Here is a 24,841-nt window from a genome sequence, read left to right as displayed (position 1 = left end):
TAGCCGCATATCGCGGCAACGCTCCGCTTACTTTTCAAAGCAAATCCTGTGAGCGTTCCCAGCGAATCGGGCCGGTACGAAAGTTGCGTGCAGCGATTGCCTTGCGGCAAAAGGTCAGTGGCCCCGAAAAACCACCCAAAGCACACGCATCAACTGAAACGAAAAACGCCATCCCTGTGGGATGGCGTTTTCATAATACATCTCGCGTCCGCAATCAGGCCGCTTCAGAGATGAACTTTACCGCATCACCGAATGTCTGGATGTTCTCGGCAGCGTCATCAGGGATTTCGATCCCGAATTCTTCCTCGAACGCCATGACCAGCTCGACCGTATCAAGGCTGTCTGCGCCCAGATCGTCAATAAAGGAAGCACCTTCGGTGATCTTGCCTTCGTCTACGCCCAGATGCTCGACCACGATCTTTTTTACACGATCCGCGATATCGCTCATGTTCTTCCCCTTAGGTTTTGCCGGTCTCCGGCCTGAAAAGTCCCTCGTCCGCCGCATATTGCGACATCACATTGCCAGCCCATTAGGGCCATTGGCGCGGCAGGTCAAGTGCCGCTATGTCACCCTATCCGAAACTGCCTATAGCATATGGCGCGCCTGTCTCAAATACATTCGCGCCGCACTCAGATCATTGCCATGCCGCCATTGATGTGCAGCACCGCGCCTGTCACATAGGCAGCTTCGGGGCTGGCAAGATACAGAACACCGGCGGCAATTTCTGTGGGTGTCCCCATTCTGCCTGCTGGAATGCGGTTGTTGATGGCTGCTTTCTGTTCATCGGTCAGCGCGTCGGTCATCGGGGTCGCGATGAAGCCCGGCGCGACGCAATTCACTGTAATCCCACGCGAGGCGACCTCTTGCGCAAGCGCCTTGGACATGCCCACCAGCCCCGCCTTGCTGGCAACGTAATTGGCCTGCCCCGGATTGCCGATGGCCCCCACCACCGACGAGACATTGATGATCCGGCCCCACCGCGCCTTCATCATGCCACGCAAGACCCCGCGCATAAGCCGCATCGACGCGGTCAGGTTCACATCGAGCACCGCGCTCCATTGCTCGTCTGTCATGCGCATCATCAGGTTATCGCGTGTGATCCCTGCGTTATTCACCAGAATATCCAACCCACCCATCGCCTCGGATGCCGCTTTGGGCAAAGCCTCGACCGCTTCAGGGTCCGACAGGTTGCAGGGCAAGACATGAATACGGGTGCCAAGTTCGCTTGCAAGCGCCTGAAGCGGCCCTTCGCGCGTGCCCGAGATCGCTACAGTCGCACCCGCAGCGTGCAGGCTGCGGGCAATTTCCGCCCCAATTCCGCCGGAAGCCCCGGTCAGAAGGACGCATTTCCCTGTCAAATCAAACATGATCTCTCCCTTTTAACTCATTTGGGCCAATGCGCCCTTTTCCGGCGCCGTCTATAACAAGCCTATGTCAGCCACGCCATTGAGAATGCGGACAGGGTGTTATATCTAACGGGCTTGTCAGCGGTTCTCTGCGAATTGCGAAAACGATGCAGATCAAGCGGAGACGCCAATGTTGCTTTCGCGCGAAGAAATGACAGCGCTGTTCGGTATTGGTGTAAAAGCCGCAGATCCAGCCAGGGCAGTCCAGACCAGCCTTTTGGAAAACCCGATCTCCTTGCCGGAAACGGGTAAGCTGTTTGTGCTGGGGCTTGGCAAGGCCGCCTGCACCATGACCGAGGCCGCGCTGACGCACCTACCCGGGCCAGTATCTGCATTGGTTGTTACAAATTACGAGAATTCGCGCCCTGTGCCAGGCGCCAAGGTTCTCGCTTCAGGCCATCCCATACCTGATGAGAATGGGCTGCGCGCCGCCGGGGTGGCAGAAGAATTGCTGGCGCAGGCAGGCAAAAAGGACAAGGTGCTTGTGCTGGTATCCGGCGGCGGTTCGGCGCTGTTGCCTGCCCCTGTAGAAGGGTTAACCCTGGCTGAGAAGGCAGAGGTAAATCGCCTTCTGCTTGGCGCTGGGCTGGATATCGGGCGGATCAACGCTGTGCGTCAGCATCTTTCGCGGCTCAAAGGGGGTGGTGTTTTGCGACAAGCGGCCCCTGCCCCGGTCACGGCCCTGATTCTGTCTGATGTGATCGGCGATGATCTGCGCGCAATTGCATCCGGTCCCACGGTCGCCCCGCTAATGCCCCGCGCAGAAGTTGTTTCCATGCTTAAGCAGCACGGCTTATGGGGCAATCTGCCGCAAGCAGCACAAGAGGCGCTAAACCGCAAGGAAAATGCCGCAGCTTTGCCGGTGGCGCAAAACCGGCTTATCGGATCGAATCGCTTATCGCTGAGTGCGATGCTTGAGGCACGACCAGATGCGCGCATTTTCTCTGATGCGTTGGTCGGCGATGTCGCGCAGGCCGCCGCGCAAATTGTGGTCTGTGCCCGGACAGGCGGGCAACAGCTTGCGCTGTTTGGTGGCGAGACAACTGTGATCCTGCGCGGCAGCGGGCGTGGCGGGCGCAATCAGGAACTTGCGCTGCGCATCGCGCTTGCGCTGCAAGGCAAGCCTGGCTGGCGTTTCTTGTCTGCTGGAACAGACGGGCGCGATGGTCCAACCGATGCGGCGGGCGCTATTGTCGATGGCGGCACGGTCGCGCGTATTAGTGCCGCAGGCGGTGACCCGGAGGCGCTTCTGGCACAGAATGACAGCTACCGCGCGCTGTCCCTTTCGGGTGATCTGCTGATTACAGGTGCCACAGGCACCAATGTCGCGGACCTGCAAATTCTGTCTATCGCCCCGTGACCTCTTGATAGCGTGCAACCTTTGGCATAAGCGAACGCCCATGACACAGCATGATTTCTGCCTTATCATTGATTTCGGTTCTCAGGTTACGCAGCTGATAGCCCGCCGCCTGCGCGAGTCGAACGTCTATTGCGAAATTCATCCCTTCCAGAAGGTGGATGAAGCATTCCTCAGGGCGCGACAGCCCAAGGCGGTTATCCTGTCAGGCGGGCCGGGTTCGGTACCCCAAGACGGCAGCCCGCGCGCGCCCCAATACCTGTTTGAAATGGGCGTGCCGCTATTCGGCATCTGCTATGGGCAGCAGGTCATGATGGCGCAGCTTGGCGGGCGGGTTGAATCCGGCCATCATGCGGAATTCGGTCGCGCCTATATCGAACCCGCAAGCGGCCACAGATCTGATGGTATTTTCGCTGGTCTGTTCGAGGCCGGGCGCGAACAGGTCTGGATGAGCCATGGCGACCGCGTCACCGCGCTGGCGCCGGGCTTTGATGTGATTGCCACATCACCGAATGCGCCTTTCGCCATTATCGCAGACGAGGCGCGCAAATTTTATGCAGTTCAGTTCCACCCGGAAGTGCATCATACGCCGCATGGCGCCCGTATGCTTGGAAACTTCCTGAAACTTGCCGGATTTCAGGGCGACTGGACAATGGGTGCCTATCGTGAAGAAGCGATTGCAAAGATCCGGGCGCAAGTTGGTGACAAGCGGGTGATTTGCGGGCTTTCGGGCGGTGTGGACAGTTCGGTTGCAGCAGTGCTGATTCACGAAGCGATTGGCGATCAGTTGACGTGCGTTTTCGTCGATCACGGCCTGTTACGCCTGAACGAGGCCGAAGAAGTCGTGACCATGTTCCGCGACAATTATAACATCCCGCTAATCCATGCGGACGAATCCGATCTGTTCCTTGGCGCGCTGGAGGGTGTTTCCGATCCGGAAACAAAGCGTAAGATAATTGGTGGATTGTTTATTGATGTGTTCCAGAAATACGCCAATGAGATTCAGGGGGCAGAGTTTCTGGCCCAAGGCACGCTTTATCCGGACGTTATAGAATCGGTCAGTTTCTCTGGTGGGCCTTCGGTCACAATCAAAAGTCACCACAATGTGGGCGGCCTGCCCGAAAAGATGGGCCTGAAACTTGTTGAGCCGCTGCGCGAATTGTTCAAGGACGAAGTGCGCGCGCTGGGCCGGGAACTTGGCCTGCCCGCCAGTTTCATTGGCCGCCACCCCTTCCCCGGCCCCGGTCTTGCCATTCGTTGCCCCGGTGAAATCACCCGCGAAAAGCTGGATATCCTGCGCCGCGCCGATGCTGTTTATATTGACCAGATCCGCCGCCATGGGCTGTATGACCAGATATGGCAGGCGTTTGCGGCTATCCTGCCGATGCGCACCGTCGGTGTGATGGGGGATGGGCGGACTTATGATTTCGCCCTCGCGTTGCGCGCGGTCACTTCGGTCGATGGAATGACAGCAGATTACTACCCGTTTACGCATGAATTTTTAGGCGAAACGTCGACACGCATCATCAACGAGGTGCGCGGCATCAATCGTGTGTTCTATGACTGCACCTCGAAACCGCCCGGGACAATCGAGCTGGAGTGAGGGTTACAATCAAGGGGAAACATCTTTCCTGCACTGAAACGGAAGATAATTGACGTGGTAAACCCGCCCGAAAATTCTTCCACTCTGTAAATCGCCATGCTAGGCATTTTACCAAGGCGGTCCAAACCGCCGGAGTTGCGTGGTTCACATTCAACTCGGACGATAACAAATCTATGGGAGATTTCTTATGAAAAAGCTTCTTCTTGCCAGTACGGCTCTGGCATTCTCGGCAGGCATGGCGCTGGCCGATGAGGTCAAGATGGGTGTCCTGCTTGGATTCACCGGGCCGATTGAATCGATCACCCCATATATGGCCGATGGGGCCGAAATGGCGTGGAACGAAATCAATGAAAGCGGCATGTTCCTTGGCGGCCAGACAATCACGTCCGTACGTGCCGACTCGACCTGTGTGGACTCTTCCGCAGCGCAGGCCGCAGCAGAACGTATGATTTCATCTGACGGGGTTGTGGCGATCATGGGCGCTGACTGCTCTGGGGTGACCATGGCTGTGCTTCAGAACGTCGCAATGTCGGCCGGTATCCCGATGATCTCGCCTTCGGCGACATCGCCAGCATTCACCACGACAGAGTCGAATGGCCTGTTCTTCCGCACATCGCCTTCAGATGCGCGTCAGGGCGAAATCCTGGCGGGCATCGTCATGGAGCGCGGCTTCTCTGACGTTGCGCTGACCTACACAAACAATGACTACGGCGCAGGTTTTGCCAATGCATTCGAAGAGTCCTTCCTTGCATTGGGCGGCACAATCACGTCAAAAGTAGCGCATGAAGAAGCGCGCGGCGATTATTCTGCCGAAGTCGGCCAGCTTGCCTCCGCCGGTGGCGATGCGTTGGTGATCCTTGGCTATGTCGATGGTGGTGGCTCGATGCTGCGCACAGCCTATGAGCTGGGTGCATTCGAAAACTTCTTCATCGGTGACGGGATGTATGGCGACGAAATGATCTCCGCCGTGGGTGAGGCGCTGGAAGGCACCATCGGAACAATCCCTTGGGCCGAAGGTGAAGGCGCAGACCGTTTCCACGCGATGGCAGAAGAAGCCGGAGTTCAGGGCCAGTCCAGCTACACACGCGAAAGCTATGATGCAGCAGCGCTTCTGGCGCTTGCAGCACAGGCAGCAGGCGAAGCAACGCCAGAAGGCATTGCCGCGAATATCCTGAATGTGGCCAATGCGCCGGGCGAAGAAATCCTTCCCGGTGATCTGGCGCGCGGCCTCGAGATTCTCGCGAATGGTGGCGAAGTCAACTATGTTGGTGCCACCAATGTCGAGTTGGTCGGTCCGGGCGAAGCTGCTGGCAGCTACCGTGAATATGTCGTCGAAGGTGGCGAATATGTAACGGTTCAGTTCCACTGATCCTGAAACGGGTCCGATATCGGATCCTGCGGCCCGAGGGGGAACACCTCGGGCCGTTTTTCCACAGATAGCCGCAAAAGGCATCCCGCAAAGGGGAGTAGATGGCGATGGCCATGATCCGTGTCGAGAATTTGCACAAGCACTTTGGCGGATTCCATGCTGTAGACGGCGCGACGCTGGAAATCGAGAAAGGCTCTATCACAGGGCTGATCGGTCCCAATGGCGCTGGCAAAACGACGCTTTTCAATGTGATCGCAGGTGTGCTGCCACCCACATCAGGCCAAGTGCTGATGGAGGGCGAAGATATTACAGGCTTGGCCCCACACGCGTTATTTTCCAAGGGTTTGCTTCGCACATTTCAGGTCGCGCATGAATTTCATTCCATGACCGTGCGCGAGAACCTTATGATGGTGCCGCCCGGTCAATCCGGTGAAAACCTGTGGTCAGCGTGGTTCCATGGCGCGCGCGTGCGCGAGGAAGAGGCGCGCATCCGTGCCCGCGCCAATGAAGTGCTTGAATTCCTGACCATCGACCATATTGCAGATGAAAAGGCAGGCCAGATTTCCGGCGGTCAGAAGAAGCTTCTGGAACTGGGCCGCACGATGATGACCGATGCCAAGATCGTCTTTTTGGACGAGGTTGGCGCAGGCGTGAACCGCACATTGCTCAATACGATTGCCGACGCCATCCTGCGCCTGAACAAGGAACAGGGCTATACATTTGTTGTCATCGAGCATGACATGGATTTCATCGGCCGCATCTGCGACCCGGTGATCTGTATGGCTGAAGGCAAGGTGCTGGCAGAGGGAACATTGGACGAGATCAAGGCCAATGAGCAGGTGATCGAAGCGTATCTGGGTACAGGACTGAAAAACAAGGTCTTGAAGGAGGAAGGGCATGTCTAGCCCAAGTCGAACGACGGCCCTGATCACAGGGCTTGCAATAGCGGGCTGGTTGTCACTTTCACACGCCGACGCCCAAGAGCCTTGCATTCCTTTGCCCGTGAATTTCGAACTCTGCGCTGACGGGACAGTCTGGCAGGGTGCAGAGAGCTTTGGTTTTGAGGATGCTCTGGTTCTGGAAAGCGATCAGCTCTGGCTGGAGGTCATGCCTCTGCCTGATCTTCTGGAGGCGCTTTCGCTGGATGCGATCATGGACAGCCTTGAAGCGGAATTCATCCAGCAAGCCGCCGCGGAGGGGCAGCGGGCGCCCGATATAATGGACCGCGTCAGCTTTCAGACCCCGCAGGTCAGTGGAATGATGATCACGATGACAGAGTTTGACTACGACGACGAATATGTCGTGGTCACGGCTGTCGTGCAAGGCAATGGCCGCCATGTCATTCTGGCGCTGGACGGCGACGCGGCCTTCAGTGCAAGTGAAATGGAACAGAATATGCGCAACATTTCGGATATGATCCGCCTTGCGGAAGAGGGCTAGGACATGACACAGCCCTTCTTGATAGGTGACAGCATGACTGGCGGTTATGGTGGCGCCGATATTCTGCACAGCTGCACGATTGCCGTCGAAAAAGGCGAGATTGCCGTGATTGTCGGCCCGAATGGGGCTGGCAAATCGACGGCCATGAAAGCCGTATTTGGTATGTTGAAGCTGCGCGAAGGCAGCGTGCGGCTACAGGGCGAGGATATCACCTCCCTGACCCCGCAGGCCCGCGTGCGTAAGGGGATGGGCTTTGTGCCTCAGACGAGCAATATCTTTCCCTCCATGAGCGTGGAAGAAAACCTTGAGATGGGCGCGTTCATTCGGCACGACGACATCAAGGCCACGATGGAACAGGTTTATGAGCTGTTTCCGATCTTGCGCGACAAGCGGCGGCAGGCCGCGGGCGAGTTGTCGGGCGGCCAGCGTCAGCAAGTCGCGGTGGGTCGTGCGTTAATGACAAAGCCTTCCGTTCTGATGCTGGATGAGCCGACGGCAGGTGTAAGCCCGATTGTGATGGATGAGCTTTTTGACCGGATCATCGAGATCGCACGTACTGGCATTTCCATTCTGATGGTCGAACAGAACGCCCGCCAGGCCCTGAATATTGCCGATAAAGGCTATGTTCTGGTGCAGGGCGAAAACCGATACACCGACACCGGACAGGCCCTGTTGGCCGACCCCGAGGTCCGCAAAAGTTTTCTGGGGGGATAAGGCAATGGAACCGCTAAACGCGTTGGTCAGCCTGTCCAATTTCATGCTGATCCCTGCCCTTGCCTATGGCAGCCAGCTTGCGCTTGGGGCGCTGGGGATCACGCTGATCTTCTCAATCCTGCGTTTTGCGCATTTTGCGCATGGCGACACAATGGCACTGGGCACCGCCGCCGTGATTGGCGGCACCTTCTTCTTGCAGGCGCAGGGCATCACAGAACCCTTTGGTCTGCCAACCGCATTGCTGGCCATTCCCTTCGGGCTACTGGTCATGATCGCGTATTTGTTGACCGCCGATAAACTGGTTTACAAGTATTTCCGCAAGGTCAAGGCCAAGCCACTGACCCTTGTTATGGCCTCGCTGGGCGTGATGTTCGTGACCAATGGCATCACCCGCCTGTTCATGGGGGTGGGAGAGACACGGTTTGAAGATGGCAACCGCTTCTTGTTCACAGTGCGCGAATTCCGCGATTTCACGGGGCTGGCCGAAGGCATGGCGCTGCGCAGCGCGCAAGCGCTGACAATCATCACGGCGCTGGTCGTCATGGTGGCCTTGTTCTGGTTTCTCAATCGGACCCGCTCGGGCAAATCAATGCGCGCCTATTCGGATAACGAGGATCTGGCCTTGTTGTCGGGCATCAATCCGGAACGTGTTGTGATGATCACATGGACGATTACGGCGATCCTGCTAGTGCTTGCCGGTACGCTTTACGGGTTGGATAAGGGGTTCAGACCGTTCAACTATTTCCAACTGCTGTTGCCGATGTTTGCAGCGGCCATTCTTGGGGGGCTCGGCTCTCCCATCGGAGCGATTGTGGGGGCCTATGTCGTGGCTTTTGCGGAAATGGGCATCACCTACGCCTGGCGGCGCGTCTTTACCTATCTCATGCCCGAGGGGCTGGAGCCGACCTCGATGATGCAACTGCTTCCGGTGGATTATAAGTTCGCGGTTACCTTTGCTATTCTGGTCATCGTTTTGCTGTTCCGTCCGACAGGTATCTTCAAGGGGAAAGTGCTATGAGCCTGACCGCACGCGATCTTGGCCTGTTCGCTATCATGTTTGCCGTATTGGCAATGGTCGCCATGTTCCAAAGCCCCCAGCTTGCCGTTACCATCCTGAACATGAGCCTGATTTCGGCAATCATGGCGCTGGGTGTGAATATGCAATGGGGCTATGCGGGCCTGTTCAATGTCGGGATCATGGGTTTCACTGCGGTTGGCGGCCTTGCAGTCGTTCTGATCGCCCAGCCCCCGATCCCAGAGGCTTGGTCGGCTGGTGGTCTTGGCATCATGCTGGGGCTGATGCTGGGCGTCGCAACCATTCTGGCGGCAGTTGTCGTTTATAAACGTATGGCGCCCAGCAAGATGCGTGGACTGGCAATTTTTGCGGTGCTGGTTGTCGGCTATTTGGTGACATCTTACGTCTTCGGCCCGGCAAAACAGGCCGTGCAAGCGGTCAACCCCGCGTCTGAGGGGTATTTGGGGGGCGCGGGTCTGCCTGTCATCCTGGCTTGGCCTGTTGGCGCTGTATTTGCCGCTGGGGTGGCTTGGCTGGTGGGCAAGGTCAGCCTTGGCCTGCGTTCAGACTATCTGGCCATCGCGACCTTGGGTATTTCGGAAATCGTGATTGCCGTGCTCAAGCATGAACGCTGGCTGGCGCGCGGTGTCAACAATGTCACCGGAATTGAGCGGCCAGTTGCGCGGCCAATCGAGTTGCAGCCGCTGCCTTGGGTTCAGTCATTGGCAGAAACCTTGGGCTGGAGCGTGTCGCAAACGGCTTCGGTCGTATCTGGTCTTGGATATAGCGCATTGTTCCTGATCGTGCTTGCCATACTCATTTGGCTGGCTGAACGCGCGCTGAATTCGCCCTGGGGCCGCATGATGCGCGCAATTCGCGACAACGAAATTTCTGCGCGTGCAATGGGCAAGGATGTCACGCGCCGCCACCTGATGATCTTCGTGCTGGGGTCTGCCGTTTGTGGCCTTGCAGGTGCGATGATGGTGTCGATGGATGGTCAGTTGACGCCGGGCAGCTACGAGCCGTTGCGTTTCACCTTCCTTATCTGGGTGATGGTGATTGTTGGCGGGTCTGGCAACAACTGGGGCGCAGTTCTTGGGGCATTCGTGATCTGGTTTCTGTGGGTTCAGGTCGAACCCGCCGGGCGCTGGTTCATGGAAATCGTGACTTCGGGCATGGCTGACGGGTCTGACCTCAAGCAACATCTGCTTGGGTCTGCGGCCTATATGCGACTGCTGACAATGGGCATCGCGCTGTTGCTGATGCTTCGGTTCGCGCCGCGCGGCCTGATCCCCGAACGGTGAGTGATCGCTGCGCAATCTTGCTGCCCGCCGCCGGCGCTTCGCGGCGGATGCGCGGGACAGACAAGCTTTTGCAGCCTGTCGATGGCCAGCCAATCTTGCGGCTTGTTACGCAAAGGGCCTTGCAGGCCACGCCATATGTCGGTGTGGCCCTTCGCCCGGAGCACGTGGAACGACAGCAGGCACTTTCGGGGTTGCCCGTGATCATTTTGCCCGTCAAGGACGCGTCGGAAGGGTTGGCCGCATCTTTGCGGGCAGGTGCATCTTGGGCATTGGCACAGAACACTGAGGCACTCATGGTCGCCTTGCCCGACATGCCCGACATTACCGCAGATGACATGCGCGACTTGATTGCAGCGCAGGCGCGCCAGCCCAATCAGCCCATGCGCGCCAGCACAGTGGATGGGCAACCCGGCCATCCGGTTATTCTGCCAAGCGCATTATTTCCAGAAATGAAGAACCTTGTTGGCGATATGGGTGCAAGAACGCTGCTGGGCAGTCATTCTACCGGTCTGCACCCCCTGCCCGGCCTGCGCGCTGTGCTGGACCTTGATACGCCCGAACAATGGGCCTTGTGGCGCAAGGGTCAGCCGCGCCCCTGAACCAGCGCATTCGCGCGCAACCTCTCGCGGTTCAGCGCCAGCCAATAGGCTGATTGCACTAGCGGCCCGTTTGTCACTTCGCCAGACTGGATCAGGTTCATCAATTCATCAAAGGAAACGATATGGCTGCGAATGTCTTCCGCTTCGCTTTCCAGACCAGAAACCCCTTCAGACCCGGCGGGCAGTTCCGCAAGGGCGACATATTGATACAGAAACTCGGTTATCGCCCCCGGTGAGGGGTAGACATGGCCAACCGGCAAAAGACAGTCTTTCTGCAATGTAATCTGCGCTTCTTCCTGTGTTTCGCGCAAAGCGCAGTCTTCCGGGCTTTCAAACGGATCTACCCGCCCTGCCACGGGTTCCAATAACCAAGGGTTGCGCGCACCGCGCAACCAAGGGCCATACCGGAACTGTTCAATTACCATCACCACGTCGCGCGTAGGATCGTAGGGCAGCACTGTGACCGCGTCACACATGACAAAGCCCGCACGCTTCACTTCCGCGCTGAACTCGCCGTCAAATTTGCGAAACCGCAAGTCATCCTCGGCGACTGAAAAATACCATGCATATGGCCTTTTGCCTTGTGCAAGGGCCACATCTTCCGGTGTCCAAGCATTGCGTTGCAGCGCAGGCGCTGGTTCGGCACAGGCGCGTCGGCGTGAGGCAGCATGCGCCAGCCCCATAGGCCAGCGCGCTTTCAATGCGTCCAGCGGGTAGTTGGCGACCAGATGCAAAACTTCAAGACTGGCCATACCCATGATCTGGCGCTGCTCCGGGGTCCAGACAGGTGCTGCCTCCACGTCATGCGGTGCCTTGTCAGAAGGCAGGAAAAAACTCTGAACGACGCTTTCCTGCCCGTGAGTCTGCAAGACGACCTGCCCTGCTATTGCCCCGAACAGATTATGAAACCTCTCTAGCTTCAGCAGACTATCATGGTCAGGAAACACAACAATTCCCGACACGTTCGCACCGGGACTGGCAACAAGGCAGGGCAAGACATCAGGCCCGGTCACGCAGAGCGTATGATCACTCAGAACCACGCTCTGCCCCACTGACCCTGTGCCGATAATCTCTCGTGATGCGGAAATATCCGACAGCGGTCCAAACAGGAAAACAGGGCGACTCATTGGGAGAGGCGTCTTGCTTCTGCAATCCGGAAGAAGAAAGACAGGCAAAGGCTTATTGCAACAAGACTCCCAAGGATCACCGTCACAAAATCCACGGTGGAGATCTGCTGCAAGATTGACCAGCCTTGATTTGCGCTCCCCTCCAGAGCGTCACCAAAGCTGCGGTAGCGCATCTGATAGCCTCTGGCGAAGATCTGATACAGCCCGCCAATGGCAAGCGCCAAAAGAAAGGTTGCGATATACCCTTGCAGCACAACAAATACCGACCGAAGTATATTTGAAGTAATACGCCGACCTACAAATGTCCAACCGACGCAAGCCGCGACCACCGCGAAGAAAAGATTTGTCGTTTGCGATTCTGGAAATTCAGGGCTCAAGCCCTGATACTTTGACGCCAAAAAGTAAGCCACACCGCCAAACAACAGGAATGCAAGCAATCTGGTAAGCGTGGGCATGGCGGACCTTTATCTGTACATGCGCCACAGAATAGCCGCCGAAAACCGCGGGCGCAATCCGCCCTTGCGTCATAGGTGCTTATTACGCGTTAGGTTTTTGCAATACCAACTGGGTGACATCACATGTCCCGCTGCGAAAAGCCCCTGCACAGGATGTCAGATAAAACTCCCACATACGTTTGAACCGCGCATCATAACCCAAGGTCTCGATCTCGGGCCAACGCGCCTGAAAACTCTGGTTCCAGCGGCGCAGTGTCTCGCTATAGCTTTGGCCAAAGTCATGCGTGGCGACAAATTCCAAACCTTGCTTTTCGGCGACATCCCGCACAGGACTGGGCGCGCCCAACATGCCACCCGGAAAGATATATTTTTGTATGAAATCAACATGTTTACGATAAGAGGCAAATCTCTCATCAGGGACCATGATGATCTGGATCGCTGCACGCGCACCCGGTTTCAAACGCTGAAAGACAGATTTGAAGTAACGCGGCCAGTATTTCTCGCCCACAGCTTCGAACATCTCGATCGAAGCGATCCCGTCGAAATGGCCATCCGTGTCGCGATAATCCTGCATGCGGATTTCGACCTGATCGGACAGTCCTGATCTTGCCATCCGCGCCAGCGCATATTCCCGCTGTGCCGCACTGATCGTCAACGCCGTAACTTTCAACCCGCGCTTGGCAGCGGCATATTCGGCAAAGCCCCCCCAGCCACAGCCAATTTCCAGTACATGATCGCCCGGCTTCACCCCCATCCGGTCTACCATCGCGCAATATTTGGCCTCTTGCGCGGCTTCCAGACTCTCCTGTCCGGTGCTGAAAATGGCCGATGAATAGGTCATGCTGTCATCCAGCCACAGCCCGTAGAACTCATTGCCCAGATCATAATGGTAAGAAATATTTTTGCGCGCCTGCGTCTTGGAGTTGGAACGCAGCCAATGACGTGCGCGTTCGACAAGACGCATGATGCGCATTCCCACCGCCTCATCATAGAGCGCGGGGTTGTCATCATTGATCAGGTCCATGAAGGCTTGCAGGTTTGGGGTGGACCACCCCCCTTCCATATAGGATTCAGCAAACCCGACATCGCCTTCTCTGATCAGTCGCCCGAAAAGGTCGGGGTCGCGGACATGCAGCTCGGCAACATAGCCCGGTGCAGTGCCATCAACACGGAATTTCCGGCCATCAGGCATGACAACGTCAAGTCGCCCTTTATTCAGCAAAGTCGCCCGCGTATAGGCCTGTTTGAAATAGCGCGGCAAGTCCTGCTGCCCATCAAGCGTGGTCAGAATCGGCTGCTTTGATTGCAATGCTGGTGCCATGTCATTCATCTGCACTGATGTCCCTGTATACGCCGTTTCAGGCTGTTTTTCTTTGTTCATATGCCGATAACGCCCTGTTCCGGCCTGCGGTCAGGTCGACCACCGGTTCAGGATAGCGCGCATCGGGGCGCAAGTTCCACGAACGTGGACAAGCATCAAAAAATGCCATCGCCGTTTCTGGGGGCGATTGGGAAAGCTCGGCCACCCAGCGTGTCCGGTATGCACGCTTGGGGTCGAATTTTTCGGCCTGCGTGTCCGGGTTGAATATCCGAAAATAGGGCGACGCATCCGGGCCAGACCCGGCAACCCATTGCCAGCCCATCGCATTGGCCGCCGGGTCCCAATCGACAAGGCATTCGGCAAACCAATCCTGCCCGACGCGCCAATGTGTCATCATGTGCTTGGTCAGGTAAGATCCAACCAGCATCCGCGCGCGGTTGTGCATCCGTCCTGTCACATACAATTCACGCATCGCGGCATCGACAATCTGTATACCCGTGCGGCCCTGCTTCCAGCGCATTGTCTCCTCGGACTCGGCGCGCCAAGGGAAACTCTCCCACCCTGCGCGCCAGCTTTCATTTGTAATATGCGGCGTATGATACACGAGATGATACGCAAATTCACGCCACACCACTTCCTTCAGGAAGGTTTCGGCCCCGGCCTTGCCATCGGCCAGTGCCCTCTGTCCAGCGTCCCAAAGGGCCAAGGGGCTGATCTCGCCATATGTCAGGTTTTCAGACAGTCCGGATGTCGCGTCACTGTCCATCCGGTCGCGGTCGGTGTGATAGCTGTCGATCCGGTCGCGCGCGAAAATTGCCAGCCGCTGTCGCGCGGCGGCCTCACCAACATGCAGATAAGGGCGTACGACCTCGGCCCCGCGGTTCATCGCATCCCCCATCCGCCAGTCGTCCAGATCATCGCTGTCCGGCCACTGCTCAGGCGCTTTAACCTTGTTCGGCGCACTCAGCCTGTCGGGGACATCGCGTGCGCGCACGGCCCGCCAGAACGGCGTATAGACCTGATAGAATTTGCCCTGTCCGGTCTGTACATCCCAAGGCTCGAACATCAGATGGCCGGGAAAACTCTTGGCCTCTACCCCATCACCTTGAAGGGCGGATTTCACTTTGGTGTCGCGCTTGATCTGTTCGGGGTCATATTGGCGCATCCACCACACCGAAGCGGCACCTGTCTCATCCACAAGTCTGGATATTTCCTCCAGCGCATCCCCCTTGCGCAGGATCAGCTTCAGGCCAAGTTCGCCAAGGCTTTCGGCGAATGCCTCAACTCCCAGCCCAAGTCGCCATTTCGGCGCAGCGCCAAGCCGCTGGGTGATTTCGTCATGCACGAACACGGGAATAACCGCACGACCGCTGTGCGCCGCAGCACTCAAGGCAGGATGATCGCTCAGCCGCAAGTCGCGCCGGAACCACAATAGAATGGGGCGTGTGTCGCTCAAAACCTGTGACCTGTATCCATGTTATTCTACAACACCTCATCTAGTGCTGTTAACAGGCGGTCAAGGTCGTCTTGCGTTGCATAATGCACAAAAGACAAGCGCAGCACCCCATGCGCGGGCTCAATGCCTTGTGCGCGAAGGGCGCGGTCGGCATAGAAACTGCCGCCGCCTGCCATAATTCCCTTGTCGGCAAGGGCCTGCGCCAAATCTGCGGCCGGGCGCGCGTGACCCAAGGCAACCGTCGGCGCGCGGCCCTGTGCTGTCATTGGTCCCAGCAAGCGTATATCATTGCGGCCTGAAAGATGGTCCAGCAAAGGTTGCAGCAATCTGATTTCATGATCGCGCATGAGGTCGTGAATATCTGCGCAGCGCTGGTGTGGTGCCGCTTCGGAACCGCCCTGCGCGGCACCGAAATGATGCGCATGCAGCGCGTCAATATAGTCTGCCATTCCGGCACAGGCCGCAATTTGCGCATGGTCCGGGCCCGCCGGGGTGAAGCGCTTGTACAGCACATCGGCGTTGAAATAATGCGCCTGATTGGGCAGCACCTCGCCCAATGCGCGCCGGATCACCATCAACCCTTGGTGCGGGCCATAGGTTTTGTAGGCCGAGAACAAATATATATCCGCGCCCAGTTGCGCCACATTTGGCAACCCATGCGGCGCATAGGAAACCCCGTCAACACAGGAATACACACCCGCATCGCGCAGGCGCGCACAAATTTCAGCAACCGGATTAACCTCACCCACCACATTGGAACAATGCGGAAAGCAGACCAGTTTTACCCTATCATCCAACAAGTTCCACAGCGCAGCCGGGTCCAGATGCCCGCTTTGCGGATCAATCGTCCATTCCCGAACCTCGACCCCGCGCGCGGCAAGCCTGCGCCACGGGCCGGTATTCGCCTCATGGTCCTGATCTGTCACGATAATCGCGTCACCGGGGGCCAACCACTCGCCAAAGGCTTGCGCCAGCACATAGGTATTGGCCGTGCTTGAAGGCCCAAAGCTCAGCTCGTCAACCTCAACCCCCATCATGGCCGATAACCGGCTGCGTGCCTCGTCCATCTCTTCCCCGGCAAGACGAGACGCTTTGTAGGCACCATAGGGCTGCACCTTGCGGCTATGGTAGAACCGGATCAGCCGGTCGATGACAGGCTTGCAGGTGTAAGAACCGCCTGCATTCTCGAAAAACACCTGCCCCTGAAGGTCGGGATGATCAAAAGCGGGAAACTGGGCACGCACGAAATCAAGGTCTAGGGCAGGCATGGCGACTCCGGGATAAAAAGGATTTTCGCCAATCTGCTCAGACGGGCGCGCCGCTGCAAGCCCGAAAATTACCCCGCGCCAAGGATGATGCGCACGTAATCCCGCGTTTCGGCATAAGGGGGAATGCCGCCATGTTGCTCCACCTTGCCGGGGCCGGCATTATAGGCTGCCAATGCCAGCCTCCAGTCGCCAAATTTGTCGAACATCATGCGCAAATAGCGCGCTCCGCCCTCGAGGTTCTGTTGCGGATCATTCGGGTCGACACGCAGCATCTGCGCTGTTCCGGGCATAAGCTGTGCCAGCCCGATCGCCCCTTTTGACGAAATCGCACCGGGGTTCCAGCGACTTTCTTGGTGTACAAGCCGCAAGAACAGATCTTCCGGAATGTTGTGGCGGCGCGCTGCGGCGCGCGCGAGTTCCAGATAGGCACCGTTATAAGCACCGTTATAGCGCGGGATACTAGTCGCTGCCGACGCCGATGCTGATTTGGGTAGCAATCTGGCCGAGGCCGAATATTGTTCTGACAGGCGTCCGTCTATCACCCTGCTTGCCGCGCGCACCGTATCCAGCCGGTTCCGATCAGCGCCGGATAAATTAAGGCCCTGTGCGATTGCGGGTGACGCCACAACCGTACTCACCAGCGCCAGAAGCGGCACAAGTCGCAGCGCGTGTAAGCGGCATTTTTGTGAGACGACAGACTCCATATCCTTCTCTACCCAGTTGAGAATTTTTTTTCCAGCAAATCTTGCTCGTCGCCCTACTGTTGGGTTGCGCATATTCATTGCTTCTTTACCATGCCGCCCCGATAAGGAATGAACGCGCAGCTAATAGCAAAACGGATTCGGGTTTCGGGTCCGCGCTAAACGTTAAGGGGAATGTTATGGCAGGATCTGTCAACAAGGTCATCATCATTGGAAATTTGGGGCGCGACCCCGAGATCCGCAGCTTTCCCAGTGGCGGCAAGGTCTGCAATCTGCGCATTGCCACATCCGAACGCTGGCGCGACAAGAACACGGGCGAACAGCGCGAAAAGACCGAATGGCACAGTGTTGCAATTTTCAACGAAGGGCTGGTGCGGATCGCGGAACAGTATCTGCGCAAAGGCTCGACCGTCTATATCGAAGGGCAGCTGGAAACCCGCAAATGGCAAGACCAGTCTGGCGCAGACCGGTATTCGACTGAAATCGTTCTGCGTCCTTACAGGGGTGAACTGACGATGCTGGGTAGTCGCGCAGATGGCGGTGGCAGCAGCGGCGGCGGTGGCGATTATGGCAGAGGCCAGGATCGCGGCGGCAATTACGGCTCCGGGCGCGGCTCTGCCCCATCCGGCCCGGCAGATATGGATGACGAAATCCCGTTCTGAACCGACTTGACGTGGTATGGGGCGCAGAGTATTGCGACCTATATGCGGGTGTAGCTCAATGGTAGAGCAGCAGCTTCCCAAGCTGACAACGAGGGTTCGATTCCCTTCACCCGCTCCAAAAATCCCCGTAAGTGCATGAAATTAAACGGCTTTTCTGAATGGTTTTTGGCTTACCCGCCTGAATACCCATCAACGAAAAAACGCTTGTTTCATGCCACCTTCGGCATTTTTGCGAATCGCTCTGGCGTATATCTTTCCAACACGGCTTGCGGGTCCACCTGCGCAAGATGACAGACCAGCACAAAGTCGCGTGACCTGATCCATGCCGCATCGGCTGGCGTCTTGGCCTTTGCTGCGTCATCCAATCCAGCGACCAGCACGGCCCGCCATAGGTGCAATTCAGGGTTTTGTGCCATTGGTTCCTCTCCTGTGAAAAAGGGCAGGCCCGAAAGCCTGCCCCTGCATGGTCAACGCAACTTCGGAAACGCCCCCATGCTGCCGGTGTTTTTCATGGCGTGGCACGATCCGGCTAATCCACGCCGCGCACACGTCCCCGCGCGGAAGGGTTCTCATCACTCAGGCTCGCTGCCCAAGATCAACGCTTTCACCGCCTCGGGGTTTGTCAGCGCGCCGCCCAAACGCTTGCGGGCATACCACCGAACAAAGCCCGGACGGGTGATCTGATCGCGAATGATGCTGATCCCCACACGATCTGCGACCGTGTAAGCCTCGCCAAAGTCGCCAAACAAGATGCCTGCAACATCGGTATCAAGCGCGCCCATATCCTCGGCCAGTCGCACGGGATAGCCCATCAGACGGTCTGGAATGGCTTCGGAAAGTGACGGCTGATAGAAAGGCCGGTTTTCCGCATCCCGCAACTTGCGCAGCTTGTTGCGCATGGCCCGCGTCATCAGGAAAGACGCATTCGGCAAGTATTCAGCCTTCAGCGCGTCCACCAGATCGCCCAGTGTATCCAGCGCCGCTGCGCCATCTACGCTGCCATTGGTAATGTCACCATCTACGCCCGAATAGATCGCGCCAATGGTGTAAGCAGCAGGATCAGCGCCCCAGACGTGATCTGCATCCGGCACAAAGTCATATGTCAGAATGCCTTTAGGCTCGCCGGTGCCGTTGCCATTGAAGAAAGCGTTGCTTTCCTGACGCCCGAAACGCGTTGCAATCTTGCCCTGCAACCATGTTTCAACATCAATTTCACTATCTTCCAGCAGGTGTTGCGTTGCCACCGGCAATGCGTAGTGCTCGAAAACAGGGATTGAATGACGCGACAAGAAAGAAGCTGCGGTTTCATCCCGCGCGGCTGTCTCATTCACCCACGCGGATTGCGGCTCGGCACGATCCACCAGCACTTCAAGCGCGTTGCTGGACGTGTTCATAACGCTGGCAACCTGCCGCATAGGGCTGGATTCGCGGATCAGCTTGAAGATACGTCCAGACCAGTCACCGCGCACTGTCACGCCCTGACCGTCTGCCGTGATGCTCAAGTCTTTGGTTTCCATGCCAGCAGGCAAGGCATTCTTGCGCAGAAAATCCGCTACATTCGCGTCTTTCCACTCCATGCCATCGGACGCCACGCCCCCGCCGCGATAGAATGCAGGGGTTTGGGATTTCGCCTCGGCTTTCTCAAGATATGCAAGGCGCGCATCCATGTCTTTCACACGATCAGACGCGGCCTTCAGTTCAGTTACGATATCGTCTTTCATGACGCATACTCCTAATGAAGGTGTGTTTCCGGCAATCCCGCCGGAGCAACAGCGCCGCGCTTGCTGTCCCCGATTTCAAAGATGAATGCCGGTTTCGTTTGTGCGAGTGCCTGCACCACGCCTGCACACGCATTGGCGCGGTCATCATGCCCGCCGGGTGGGTGATCTATCTGATCCCGCCCGCCGCGTGATGTGCGCCGCTCTAGCGCCACTAACTGCCCCGCCAGCGCCTCGCATGGCGGCAACTCAAGCTGGCCCGACCGTGCGGCCAGACCTAGCGCAAGATAAAGTTCAGACCGGGCAGGTGCCGTGGCCTGATAGATGATCCCGTGATCCGCGAAACGCTCGACAACCCACGCGCCCGCGTATCGGTCGCCAGACACTTTTGTTATACTATAATGTTTCAGGATTTCGGAAAATTCTTCAGTGATCTGTGCCGGATTGCCCCTGCGCCCCACCACCAAATCAATAACGGTTACGCCCTTTTCACGATGACCGATTGAAAGCGTAAACTCATCAGCACCACCACCAGACGGGTCAGCAAATGCCGTATAGGTGACGCCCTCGACCGGCGGCAATTCCAGCGGCTTGTCACGCGTTACCGCGTCCACCACCTCGACCGAAAGAAACGCCTCAATATCGCTGCGAAACTGCGCCAAGTATTCAGCAGACGCCCGCGCGCTGTCATCCTTCAACGCGTCATCAACAACACGCTGCGGCAAGGTCGGGTTCATCGTCCGGCTTGGGGCTTGTGCCACCAGCACCCGGCCAGCTTTGCCGAAACGGTTTTTATACGTTGTCCAAAGCATCCCGCGCCGCGCATAGGGGCTGGATAGCGCAATCAGCTTGCCCCCAAGCGTTGCCAGTGCTGGCCTTACAGCCGCGATAACTTCAGCATCAGGCCGCGCACCATCGGAAAACCAGAAGGCCAATTCATCTGCAATCACGGCTGCGCAAGTATAGCCGCGCACTGCCCTGTGTGATGCCGTATGCACTTCAATCGCGCTACGGTTTGTCAGTTCCAGCCCTTCGGCTGTCTCGCGCTGAACAAGGGGCTTCAACATCGGGTGTTCAAACAACCCGCGCACATAGCGCAACAGCGTGCGCGCCTGTGGTCTGTCACCTGCAATCAGCATCACGGTTGCAAACTCACCTGCGGCCAGCTTATCCCGGTGATCCTTGAATGCGGCTTCAAACACTGCCAGCAAGGCCGCTGCATGGCTCTTGCCGCCACGCCTTCCAACCACTAGCCAAAGTTCGTCATGGGCTTCCTGTGGCGTTTCTGTGCGCGCTGTGACCTGTTGCCAGATCGCGGCCTCATCATCCGACAAGGGCAGACCGTAAAAGCCTGATAGCAGTGCGCGCCATGCCTTGAAGCTGTCGCCTGCAAAGGTATCGCCAAATAACTGCGGATCGGTCATTGCATCGCGGATCGTGACGGTCATCTGCGCCCCCTGATCGCGGTTGCCAGATCGGCCAGCAGGGTCAGCGCCGCCGGGATGGATAGCTTCACCTGCGCCACCTCTTGCCCATCTTTCCAAACATGCAAAACGGGTCCGGGTCTGATCGTGACCAGCATCATGCGGCCCCCTTGCTGCGCAGATACGTTGCCAGATCGGTCACGTCACGCGCCCGGCGCTGAAGGCCAAGCGCTTTCCAAACGCCCATCAGGGCATTGATTGATTGCGTGTGAACGCCTTCTTCAATTTCTTCACCCCGCGCCAATGCTGTCTCGCGGCTCTCGATCAGGGCTTCCAGCCATACCGCGCGCCGGGTCAAGCTGCGCTCTTGATATGAAAGCGCATCCGGCCCGCCTAGATCAGCCTGCAATTCGGCCAGCCGGGATTGCACCACCTTTGCAAGTGTCGTGCGACCGTCCAGCTTTTCAATCCAATCTGCGCTGTATCTTTGCGGCAAGTCTGGCATATCTGCCCCCTAGTTTCAGTCACATCATACCGCTTTTTTGTAGGGTATGATATAGGGTTGCAATGTAGCATCCTGTAATTATCAATGTTATCGATGCTGTGCGGCCCCTGTCATGGGAATAGAACCGTGCATTTTGACGGGTAGCGGGTCAATTTTATGCGTTATGTTGCGCTGAACATATCGCCCTGAATTTCAGTGAGAGAGAAAGCAAATCTTAATCCCTCGTTACCGCCCCTTTGATATGTTCCGACCATTGGAACCATGTTTCACAAAGGCATATCGCCCCAGTTTTGCGGCACAGTGTAGGAAGTGTATGTTTGCCCCTTATCCACCGTATAGGGAAAAAGACGTTCTGATTTAGCTATACGCCCGATAACCCTAGAACCTACACTTCCTACACTTTCGCCCTCATTTCAGCTTCAAGCCCAGAAAGCCTGCCCCGATATTGCGGCGTGTAACGTCATAGCCGCGTGATCTGACTTCCTTCTGAAGCGTGCGCAGCGTCCAGCTATTCAGCCCTTGCAGATCGCACCATTGGGCAAAGCGTTGGTGCAGTGACGATGTAGTGACAAAGGCCATTGCCTCGCGTTCTGTTTCATCTGTCAGAAATTGGCCTAGCGTATCCTCATCGTCAAAGTATTCACTTGATGCCGCTGCAACCTTGGCTGGCACGTCCAACCCCTTTTCCTGCCACTGTAGCGCCCCCTCTATAGCCCATGCGAGTATTTGCCCCGCCTCGGCCTTCAGCTTGTCGGGCAGGTGCTTGTCGCGGCGTTCTGGCGGTATCGTGACGGTAAACGGAACCAGCACCACGCGCGCCCTGATCGCCTCATCAACGCCCCGGAATGAAGGCTGATTGTTGCCTGCAATCATCAGGGTCAATTGTGGGTCAAAGTCGAAAAAGTCTTGGCGCATATACCGTGCGGTCATCTTGTCGCCGCCGGTCAGGTCTTTGATTACGCTTTCATCCCATGTCTTACCTTTGGGCAATTCAGAACCGGCAACCAGCCTTGCACCCTGAAGCCCTGCAACATCTGTCGGGTGTTTGTCGCCGTTGGTGTTCAGGAAGGTTTGCGCGGCTGCGCGTTTGGCATAATCGCCCCAGATATCGAACAGCATATTCAGAAAAACTGACTTACCGTTGCGGCCTGTGCCGTAAAGAAACAGTAGCTTATGTTCGCGCGTCTCCCCGGTCAGCGCATAGCCTGCGGCGCGTTGCATGAAGGCCACCAGATCGGCGTCACCGTCAAAGATTTCATTCAGGAATTGCAGCCATAGGCGCGGCGTTCCTGATTGCGGCGTGACGCTGGTCAATTTCGTGATGTAATCCTCGCGGCGTGCAAGGCGCATCTTACCTGTGCTCAGATCAACTGTCCCGCCGGGTGTTCCAAGTAATAGCCGGTCAGCATCAAACAGATCAGGGCTTGCCACACTGTCACTGTTCGACCGTGCAAGACTTTCAATCGCTGCAACCGTGTTCTTGTTGCGTAGTGTTCGGGCTTCCTGTTCTGCCCATTTCAGCAGCTTGTCGGCCTTTTCAACATCAAGCGTTGCGGCTTTCCGTTCTGCCCATGCCAGCATTTCAGCCGCGCGGGTGCGCAGAAATTCGCGGGTTCGCGTCATGTGTTCCATACGCTCATCAACCGTCCATCGGGTTCTATCCCAGAACAGCCATTTGCCCCATGTGGACACATAGCGGGCATTCCGACTAAACCCGCGCCTGCCCATTTCATTTGCAAGCGCATCGTGTGACAAGTCCAAGGCGTCATCGCGCTGATTTGGGCGCGGTTCACCGTCGCTTGTGTGAGCGGGTAAATCTGATTTCGGTGCGCGCGGCTCTTTTGCGCCTGCCTGCATTCCTGATTGAATTGTGGGTTCAATCTCGACCGGATCAAGCCCTATTCCTTGCGCTGTCACTGTAAGACGTTCCACTACTAGCCCTTCTGACAAGCTGCCCCCTGCCACGATCTGCCCCAAGCTGAAGGCGGCTTTATTCAATGCGGCGTTTCGCTTGCCTTCTGGCGCTGCCAGCAATTCTGCGATTTCGCCACGCAAGGCGGTTTCTGCCCACGCATTGCCGGTGCTGCGCATAGGCATGGCACGCTCTGAAAGTTTGGGTTCTGGCTTCAGGCAAAGGCGCAACAGCCATTCCGGGCAATCGCCCAGGTCGAACAGCCCCGGCGGGTTTTTCCAGCGATAGGGCTTGTCGTGACCGGGCTTAACGCTTGGCACTGCCACCACCATGCCACCATCGCCGCGCACATCTACACCCGGCGCAACCTGCCCTGCACTGTTGCGGATATCCCAACCTTCAGGCCATTTGAAAAACAGGTGCCACGATCCAGAAGGTGAAAGCGCTTCGATTGTATCAGGCAAAGGCCCGTTCTGTTCGATCAGCGCGGCAAGGTTGCCTATACCGTCTACACCGTGGCCCGCCTCTGTGTCGGCCTCGATAACCAGCAAGCCCGATTTCGGCCCGCAAACGATCCCGATATTTGCTTCAGGCCATTGTCGCCAATCCTGCGCGATTTCTTGCGGGTCATCTGTCGCGCCCCATTTGCGGCCATTGCTGAATTTGGCGCTCTTGTGGCTTTCCTTCTTTCCAACTGGAACCGGGAAAACATGCCAGCCGCGCGCGGCGTATTCTTGCGCTGCCTGTGCGCAACCGCTGATCTTGTCCTGCATATTCATTGCATCGGCCCCCGCGCTGGCCCTTCGCCGCGCTCGATTTCATCGGCCAGATCACGCAACTTTTCCGCGCAAGAAAAGACGCCCTGCACATGGCTTTCATGCGCGCAAGCTGCCGTCATCATCGCAGCCGCCATAACGTTGCGGTGTGGCGCGTCTTGTTTTCCAAGGTGGCCGATAAACAACCGGACATAGCCGCTATAAAGTTCGTCTAGATCGGTCGTCATCATGCTCGCCCCCCCGCTTCATCACTTGGATCAACCGTGAAATTTGCAAGCCATCCCGCAAATTCCGCTATTCCGCGAAGGTTCTGCGCTAGGCGTTCGACTTCGCCATGATCAATCGAAACTTCCCATTCCCAGATTTGACCATCATCCAATTCAACATCTTCAGCGCCATCGCCGTAAATCATCAAGAGGCGCTCAAGGCGTTTAGCCTTTGCCTGCAAGACGGCTTCAGCATTCTTCAAAACTTCCGCTACATCATCGGGAATAAATGGGCCTTGCATCATTTCGCCCCCTCCCAATTCTCAACATCGGAAAGACGCCAGCGCGTGACGCCCTGCGATAGTGTTACGGGTTTGGGAAAGCGGCCCTTGCGTGACCAGCGCCAGATCGTTTGACGCGCTACGGCATATCGCGCCGCTAGTTGTTTGTCAGATAGAAACATAATGCACCCTTTTGTTACGGATGCATCCTAATATTCACA

At 57.1% G+C, this 24,841-nt stretch carries 27 protein-coding genes and 1 tRNA gene; 11 read left to right on the top strand and 17 right to left on the bottom strand.

The genetic code is table 11. From position 1 onward, the window contains the following. Positions 1-214: 214 nt before the first annotated feature. Both EV660_RS05715 and fabG read right to left on the bottom strand, forming a co-directional pair. Entirely contained in the window at positions 215-448 is a 234-nt protein-coding gene (locus EV660_RS05715; RefSeq protein WP_071480778.1) for an acyl carrier protein, read from the bottom strand. A gap of 182 nt (positions 449-630) precedes the next feature. Next, positions 631-1,368 (bottom strand): 3-oxoacyl-[acyl-carrier-protein] reductase, encoded by a 738-nt coding sequence (fabG, locus tag EV660_RS05710; RefSeq protein WP_071480777.1) that lies wholly within the window; start codon positions 1,366-1,368, stop codon positions 631-633. Positions 1,369-1,537: 169 nt separating this feature from the next. Here fabG and EV660_RS05705 point away from each other — a divergent pair, with 169 nt between their 5' ends. The 9 genes from EV660_RS05705 (at position 1,538) to EV660_RS05665 (ending at position 10,808) form a co-directional block, all read left to right on the top strand. After that, positions 1,538-2,767 carry a glycerate kinase type-2 family protein gene (locus EV660_RS05705; RefSeq protein WP_071480776.1) on the top strand — a complete coding sequence of 410 codons (1,230 nt, stop codon included), beginning with the start codon at positions 1,538-1,540 and terminating at the stop codon, positions 2,765-2,767. Positions 2,768-2,807: 40 nt separating this feature from the next. Beyond that, a complete protein-coding gene (guaA, locus tag EV660_RS05700; RefSeq protein WP_071480775.1) occupies positions 2,808-4,367 on the top strand; it encodes a glutamine-hydrolyzing GMP synthase in 1,560 nt (519 codons plus the stop codon). Between the two features lie 187 nt (positions 4,368-4,554). Next, positions 4,555-5,736: an ABC transporter substrate-binding protein gene (locus EV660_RS05695; RefSeq protein WP_071480774.1), complete on the top strand. Its 1,182-nt coding sequence runs from the start codon at positions 4,555-4,557 to the stop codon at positions 5,734-5,736. Positions 5,737-5,849: 113 nt separating this feature from the next. Continuing rightward, complete coding sequence (locus EV660_RS05690; RefSeq protein WP_071482119.1) at positions 5,850-6,641, top strand: ABC transporter ATP-binding protein; 792 nt, start codon at positions 5,850-5,852, stop codon at positions 6,639-6,641. Beyond that, on the top strand, positions 6,634-7,176 hold the full coding sequence (locus EV660_RS05685) for a hypothetical protein (RefSeq protein ID WP_134013904.1): 543 nt from the start codon (positions 6,634-6,636) through the stop codon (positions 7,174-7,176). The genes EV660_RS05690 and EV660_RS05685 overlap by 8 nt, the downstream gene beginning before the upstream one ends. A gap of 3 nt (positions 7,177-7,179) precedes the next feature. Next, positions 7,180-7,890 carry an ABC transporter ATP-binding protein gene (locus EV660_RS05680; RefSeq protein WP_071480772.1) on the top strand — a complete coding sequence of 237 codons (711 nt, stop codon included), beginning with the start codon at positions 7,180-7,182 and terminating at the stop codon, positions 7,888-7,890. A gap of 4 nt (positions 7,891-7,894) precedes the next feature. After that, positions 7,895-8,908 carry a branched-chain amino acid ABC transporter permease gene (locus EV660_RS05675; protein WP_071480771.1) on the top strand — a complete coding sequence of 338 codons (1,014 nt, stop codon included), beginning with the start codon at positions 7,895-7,897 and terminating at the stop codon, positions 8,906-8,908. Next, positions 8,905-10,209, top strand: a complete 1,305-nt coding sequence (locus EV660_RS05670) for a branched-chain amino acid ABC transporter permease (RefSeq protein WP_071480770.1) — start codon at positions 8,905-8,907, stop codon at positions 10,207-10,209. Before EV660_RS05675 ends, EV660_RS05670 begins: the two co-directional genes overlap by 4 nt. Beyond that, complete coding sequence (locus EV660_RS05665; protein WP_269148139.1) at positions 10,206-10,808, top strand: nucleotidyltransferase family protein; 603 nt, start codon at positions 10,206-10,208, stop codon at positions 10,806-10,808. Before EV660_RS05670 ends, EV660_RS05665 begins: the two co-directional genes overlap by 4 nt. Here EV660_RS05665 and EV660_RS05660 read toward each other — a convergent pair. From EV660_RS05660 to EV660_RS05635, 6 genes are all read right to left on the bottom strand, one after another. Continuing rightward, positions 10,793-11,935: an NUDIX domain-containing protein gene (locus EV660_RS05660; RefSeq protein WP_071480769.1), complete on the bottom strand. Its 1,143-nt coding sequence runs from the start codon at positions 11,933-11,935 to the stop codon at positions 10,793-10,795. The two genes, EV660_RS05665 and EV660_RS05660, sit on opposite strands and share 16 nt — an antisense overlap. Then, on the bottom strand, positions 11,932-12,390 hold the full coding sequence (locus EV660_RS05655; protein WP_071480768.1) for a TrgA family protein: 459 nt from the start codon (positions 12,388-12,390) through the stop codon (positions 11,932-11,934). The genes EV660_RS05660 and EV660_RS05655 overlap by 4 nt, the downstream gene beginning before the upstream one ends. 82 nt (positions 12,391-12,472) lie before the next feature. After that, positions 12,473-13,711 (bottom strand): SAM-dependent methyltransferase, encoded by a 1,239-nt coding sequence (locus tag EV660_RS05650; protein WP_071482117.1) that lies wholly within the window; start codon positions 13,709-13,711, stop codon positions 12,473-12,475. 37 nt (positions 13,712-13,748) lie between these two features. Next, entirely contained in the window at positions 13,749-15,167 is a 1,419-nt protein-coding gene (locus EV660_RS05645; RefSeq protein WP_071480767.1) for a cryptochrome/photolyase family protein, read from the bottom strand. Between the two features lie 26 nt (positions 15,168-15,193). Then, positions 15,194-16,435, bottom strand: a complete 1,242-nt coding sequence (locus EV660_RS05640) for an aminotransferase class V-fold PLP-dependent enzyme (RefSeq protein ID WP_071480766.1) — start codon at positions 16,433-16,435, stop codon at positions 15,194-15,196. A 68-nt stretch (positions 16,436-16,503) separates the two neighbouring features. Further along, entirely contained in the window at positions 16,504-17,139 is a 636-nt protein-coding gene (locus tag EV660_RS05635) for a lytic transglycosylase domain-containing protein (RefSeq protein ID WP_071480765.1), read from the bottom strand. 176 nt (positions 17,140-17,315) lie between these two features. Here EV660_RS05635 and ssb point away from each other — a divergent pair, with 176 nt between their 5' ends. Next, a complete protein-coding gene (gene ssb, locus EV660_RS05630; protein WP_071480764.1) occupies positions 17,316-17,798 on the top strand; it encodes a single-stranded DNA-binding protein in 483 nt (160 codons plus the stop codon). Between the two features lie 44 nt (positions 17,799-17,842). Continuing rightward, a tRNA-Gly gene (locus EV660_RS05625) sits at positions 17,843-17,916 on the top strand. Between the two features lie 91 nt (positions 17,917-18,007). On the opposite strand, the gene EV660_RS05620 is transcribed toward EV660_RS05625, so the two are convergent. The 9 genes from EV660_RS05620 to EV660_RS19045 form a co-directional block, all read right to left on the bottom strand. Beyond that, complete coding sequence (locus EV660_RS05620; protein ID WP_071480763.1) at positions 18,008-18,214, bottom strand: hypothetical protein; 207 nt, start codon at positions 18,212-18,214, stop codon at positions 18,008-18,010. A gap of 156 nt (positions 18,215-18,370) precedes the next feature. Beyond that, positions 18,371-19,519 (bottom strand): phage major capsid protein, encoded by a 1,149-nt coding sequence (locus EV660_RS05615; RefSeq protein WP_071480762.1) that lies wholly within the window; start codon positions 19,517-19,519, stop codon positions 18,371-18,373. Positions 19,520-19,530: 11 nt separating this feature from the next. Further along, complete coding sequence (locus EV660_RS05610; RefSeq protein WP_071480761.1) at positions 19,531-20,964, bottom strand: terminase large subunit; 1,434 nt, start codon at positions 20,962-20,964, stop codon at positions 19,531-19,533. Further along, entirely contained in the window at positions 20,961-21,101 is a 141-nt protein-coding gene (locus tag EV660_RS18570; RefSeq protein WP_157798933.1) for a hypothetical protein, read from the bottom strand. The genes EV660_RS05610 and EV660_RS18570 overlap by 4 nt, the downstream gene beginning before the upstream one ends. Next, positions 21,098-21,445: a hypothetical protein gene (locus EV660_RS05605; protein ID WP_071480760.1), complete on the bottom strand. Its 348-nt coding sequence runs from the start codon at positions 21,443-21,445 to the stop codon at positions 21,098-21,100. Before EV660_RS05605 ends, EV660_RS18570 begins: the two co-directional genes overlap by 4 nt. 408 nt (positions 21,446-21,853) lie before the next feature. Continuing rightward, complete coding sequence (locus EV660_RS05600) at positions 21,854-24,136, bottom strand: phage/plasmid primase, P4 family (protein ID WP_071480759.1); 2,283 nt, start codon at positions 24,134-24,136, stop codon at positions 21,854-21,856. Then, positions 24,133-24,360, bottom strand: coding sequence for a hypothetical protein (locus EV660_RS05595; protein WP_157798932.1), 228 nt, complete (start codon positions 24,358-24,360; stop codon positions 24,133-24,135). The genes EV660_RS05600 and EV660_RS05595 overlap by 4 nt, the downstream gene beginning before the upstream one ends. Next, positions 24,360-24,644 (bottom strand): hypothetical protein, encoded by a 285-nt coding sequence (locus tag EV660_RS05590; RefSeq protein ID WP_071480757.1) that lies wholly within the window; start codon positions 24,642-24,644, stop codon positions 24,360-24,362. The genes EV660_RS05595 and EV660_RS05590 overlap by 1 nt, the downstream gene beginning before the upstream one ends. Beyond that, entirely contained in the window at positions 24,641-24,802 is a 162-nt protein-coding gene (locus EV660_RS19045) for a helix-turn-helix transcriptional regulator (protein ID WP_084634892.1), read from the bottom strand. Before EV660_RS19045 ends, EV660_RS05590 begins: the two co-directional genes overlap by 4 nt. Positions 24,803-24,841: the final 39 nt, after the last annotated feature.

Source organism: Roseinatronobacter bogoriensis DSM 18756 (assembly GCF_004366635.1).
Classification (GTDB): domain Bacteria; phylum Pseudomonadota; class Alphaproteobacteria; order Rhodobacterales; family Rhodobacteraceae; genus Roseinatronobacter; species Roseinatronobacter bogoriensis.
The sequence above is the reverse complement of the archived record's forward strand: the minus strand, read 5'-3'. Positions and strand labels throughout refer to the sequence as shown.